At 42.5% G+C, this 4100-nt stretch carries 5 protein-coding genes; 1 reads left to right on the plus strand and 4 read right to left on the minus strand.

Features of this window, described 5'->3' with window-relative positions; translation table 11 throughout:
• Positions 1-353 precede the first annotated feature (353 nt).
• The gene (locus AB4238_RS07855) at positions 354-1382 is read right to left on the minus strand and encodes a class I SAM-dependent rRNA methyltransferase (RefSeq protein WP_372032682.1); all 1029 of its coding nucleotides are present in this window, start codon (positions 1380-1382) and stop codon (positions 354-356) included.
• A 180-nt stretch (positions 1383-1562) separates the two neighbouring features.
• On the opposite strand from AB4238_RS07855, the gene AB4238_RS07860 reads away from it, so the two are divergent.
• A complete protein-coding gene (locus AB4238_RS07860; RefSeq protein WP_372032684.1) occupies positions 1563-2138 on the plus strand; it encodes an esterase/lipase family protein in 576 nt (191 codons plus the stop codon).
• 12 nt (positions 2139-2150) lie between these two features.
• On the opposite strand, the gene AB4238_RS07865 is transcribed toward AB4238_RS07860, so the two are convergent.
• The 3 genes from AB4238_RS07865 to AB4238_RS07875 all read right to left on the minus strand — a co-directional run bounded on the left by AB4238_RS07865 (position 2151) and on the right by AB4238_RS07875 (position 3910).
• Positions 2151-2723, minus strand: coding sequence for a GAF domain-containing protein (locus tag AB4238_RS07865; RefSeq protein WP_372032686.1), 573 nt, complete (start codon positions 2721-2723; stop codon positions 2151-2153).
• Positions 2724-2959: 236 nt separating this feature from the next.
• Positions 2960-3628 (minus strand): hypothetical protein, encoded by a 669-nt coding sequence (locus tag AB4238_RS07870; RefSeq protein ID WP_372032688.1) that lies wholly within the window; start codon positions 3626-3628, stop codon positions 2960-2962.
• A 24-nt stretch (positions 3629-3652) separates the two neighbouring features.
• Positions 3653-3910: a multiprotein-bridging factor 1 family protein gene (locus AB4238_RS07875; RefSeq protein ID WP_372032690.1), complete on the minus strand. Its 258-nt coding sequence runs from the start codon at positions 3908-3910 to the stop codon at positions 3653-3655.
• Positions 3911-4100: the final 190 nt, after the last annotated feature.

The raw sequence follows: 4100 nt of genomic DNA on the forward strand, positions 1-4100 counted from the left end.
AAGATCAACAGCCCCTAAATATTGGGAAGCGGAGTTTAGGCTTTTTTTTTATAAAGTAAAGATTATTTTTTGAACATTGTTGGCTTATCGTTGGTAAAGCTTGATTTCGCCATTTAATTGTATGTTTTAATGGAGTTTAACTGCTTCGTGGTTATTGTTTTTTGATCGGGGTAACTTGTTTTTAAGAGTTTGTTTTTCAGGGCTTATTGAAGTTGTTTTTTGTGGGCTAAATTACGAGGCGAACATATTTTATAGTTGTGATTTGTCTAGTTTGAACGATAAATGTAGTAATGCAGCAATAAATAGCAGGTTTTCTTGCCATTTATTGCTGTTGTAGCCACTGATAATAGTGGCTAGCTTAAGGTCAGAGCCACTATTTTTAGTGGGTGGTTGCCGTCAAACGAGGGGAAGTCTTCATGACAATCCAGCCATGTATGCTGGGTGACTTGGCGACCTTGTTTTTCGACGCAGCGCACTAAGCTGTCAAACCAAGCTTGGCGATCCACTTTGGCGACATTGTTACAACACACAATGGTGCCTTTTGCTTTGGTGGTGAGCAGTGCTGGCTTAAACAAGCTTTGGTAGTCATTAATCAGATCGACAATTCCAAATGGGCTCTTAGCGTATCTTGGTGGATCTAAAAAGACTAAATCAAATTGTGTTGCTGCGAGTTTCGGATAGGCAGGAAGCTTTTGGTTTCTGCGTCCTCCCACTTTTAGTCCTGCTAATTGTCTGAGCGCGGGGAATGCATCGCTTTGCACAAATTCGCATACATCTTCAACATGGTTGAGCTGGGCATTTTTCTTACCTGCCGCCAGCGCAAATGAGGAAAAGTCTATATTTACCACTCGAGATGCACCGCCAACCGCTGCAGCAGTACCAATACCACAAGTGTAGGAGAACAGGTTGAGTACGCTGCAATCTTGACTGTGCGCTTTGACGTATTCGCGGCCAACTCGCATATCTAAAAATAGCAGTGGATCTTGCCCTTCATGGCGTAATTTACTGCTAAACAACATGCCATTTTCCAGCATTTTCTGCTCACTGGTGGCAAAGGTTTCATTCTCGTCGCTTAAGGGGTTAAGTACGCGAGAGTTTTTGTTGGAGCGATCGTTATAAATAACCGGTAGTGATGTTTGTTGAGTGAGTTGCTCCGATACTTGAGCTAGCTCCTCCTCGGTCAATGACTGATGAAAACTTTGAATCAACCAAGCTTCGCCGTAACGATCGATGTTGAGGCCATTAACACCTTCGACAGTGCCGTGAAAAATACGATAGCAATTAGTGTCATTTTCTTCGGCGTGAGCAAGAAATTGAGTACGCTTACTAATGGCAGACGCCAAAGCTTGTGGAATTGACTGAGGCGTTGGGCTTATCGACATAAATAATGGGCTCATTTGAAATAAGGACAGATAGGACGAGCTAATAATAGCAAATTTAATATGATAAATATCATTGCTGCTGGGGGATTAATGGTTTTGTACTGTAATGACTATTGCTAAAGCATAATGTATGTTTTTATTGCTAGAGTATGAAAAAGGATAAGGCTAAAAGGAGTTTCAGTGAAAATAGTATTAGTGCACGGCATTTTTAATACCGGACACGTGATGCGCTGGATGCAGCATCAGCTGACAAAAGCGGGTCATGAGTGTTTTTCTCCCACCGTTGGCCCCTTTGATGGGCGCTTGGGGATTGAACATGCTGCTGAAAATTTAAAACAGCAGATAGATAGCTATTTTGGTGAGACCGATGAGCTAGTGTTAATTGGTTTTAGCATGGGCGGCATCGTCGGTCGCTACTACCTACAATTATTGGGCGGGGCGAGCAGAGTGAGCCAGTTCTTTAGTTTATCAACGCCTCACGCAGGTAGTATTTGGGCTTACCTGCCTTATCCGTCTAAAGGGGTTCGGCAGCTGCGACCTAAAAGCGAATTGTTAGGTAAGCTCAATGCCACTGTTAGCAGCCTTGAAGGGGTTGTGTTGTATTCCTATCGCACCCCGATAGATCTTACTATTGTGCCTAGTGTTAGTTCCGTTTGGGCGGTGGCAGAGAATAAGTCATTTTGGATTGTGCTACACCTTAGCGTGATTTTTAGTCGTAAAATAGTTAATGAAATCAATGGGAATTTGCCACGTTAACATTGTTTCTGCTTAAACAGAACGTCGCTGCTCTAGGGGGCTCGGTGTTTCTGAACTGTGGTTGCTGCTTGGCAACTTCTTACTTAGTTGCGCATTTTCCTCAGCTAACAGTGCTTGTTGATAAGCATGTTTAAGATCGGTTTCAATATTTGACTTAAAGCGGGTGAGCAGTTGTTTTGTTGGGTTATCAAACTGAGTAGGTTGCGAATCTAACATGCAGATAGTGCCAAATATGTCACCGTTGGGCCAACAGATAGGTAAGCCTAGATAGGCAATCAAGCCGAGTTTAATATCTGGGTTTTTAGCCCAATTTGGATCTTGAGTGGCATCGTTAACAACTAACTCTTTCTTACCTGTAATCACTGCTTCGCAATATAAGCCAATACCTAAACGTTCTCGATCTTTTGCTTTAAACGGGTTATTGGGAGTGTTGGCGGCGATAAAAACTTCTATTTCTCTGGGGTAGGCTCGCATCACTAATGTGGCGGGGATGCGAGATATTTCTGAAACCAAATTGACCATCTCTTGCCAGCTTTGACAGATGTCATGGTGAATGTCGATCTCTTGTGTATCGAGAGCAATCATATCTATATTCCTTTTGCAGATAATAGGCGCGATTCCGTGCAACCTTAATAAATAGTTAAGTTGGTTTCTGGCCAAAATCAACTTAGATTCTAAGAAATCTGCGATAAAAAAGGAGATTTTATACCGATTGGATTAAGTACTTTGCCACGTAATAGTCCCTCATAGATTTCAATTCAAGCCGTATAGGTGCAGAAATCGTCATTTCCTTGTTAGTGTATTGCTATTAGATATTTTGATTATTTACTGTTACGAATGAGGTTAATAAATAGCGCGCTGGCAATCAGTACCTGACGCTGGAGGTGAAAGGAGACATAGCTGCGACGCTTACCTTGGTATTTTGCACCGTCTAAGCGTTCAGTTAATGCTTCACCTGTGTGGACCACTACTCCACCAAGAAAATCCATTAGCTTAATGCCAATGTCTGAGCGCGCTTTATAGCCAAAAGAGGTGTTCTGTGGATCTTCAACCAAGGTAAATAGTAGTTGTGCAACGAAGTCTTGTGAAACGTGGGCTCCGCCTAGATAAGTACTTAGCATGTAGAGGCAACCAGGTTGATCGCTGCTTATGAGGTGAGCAGGTGTTAACTCATGGTCTTGGAGTTTACCGAAAAGTAGTTGCTCAAACGTTTCTTGGCTGACTTTGACCATAAAAATGTGGCCTGCGAGTAAACCATTAACCAGATAAAAAGAGACTTCGGTGGAGTCGACATCTGCTAACGATTTTATGAAATCTTGACTCCAATGCTCTCGTCCTCGACTGAGGTTGGTGTGATAGTTGGCTATCCAACCATACATTTGTGGTGCTTCATCTGCACGCTTACACAGTTTATCGAAGCTAGCATTTTCGGGTGAAATATAGGGATGAGCTCCCATCACATGATTGTACTTGAATTGCTGATCTAACATTTTGTTGAATACGTCGAGCGAGGGTCATAGTTTGAGCTCAAAGGCGGGATCACATAATAGTGTATGGGGTTTGTCGCCAAAGAACTCCATAAGCTCAACCTGTCTACGCAAATTAGGGCTAACCTTTGCTCGCTCCCAACGACTGATTGTCAAAGAGTCGAGATCGGCAAACAGTTCATGATAATCAATCAGATCATAGGCTAGCGCTTCTTGAGACAAGCCTTTTTGAGCACGTCGCTGAGTAATGTAATCTGCAATGCCTGCAAATTTGTCTGATTTCATGCTGACTCCTGTGTCTTACTCGATAAATACAACACCGAACAATCTGATCTTAACTAGGGGCTGTTGATCTTTCGAGCTTAGTTTTTGTTCGATTCTTTACCGTAAGGAATAATTATTTTAGTACAAGGCTTGAGCGATGATGCTTAGCTGGCTAAGCGAAAAGCTCGTAACGCACTCTAGTCATAAAAGA

This window comes from Shewanella sp. 10N.286.45.A1 (assembly GCF_041470405.1).
In the GTDB taxonomy this organism is placed as follows: Bacteria; Pseudomonadota; Gammaproteobacteria; order Enterobacterales; family Shewanellaceae; genus Shewanella.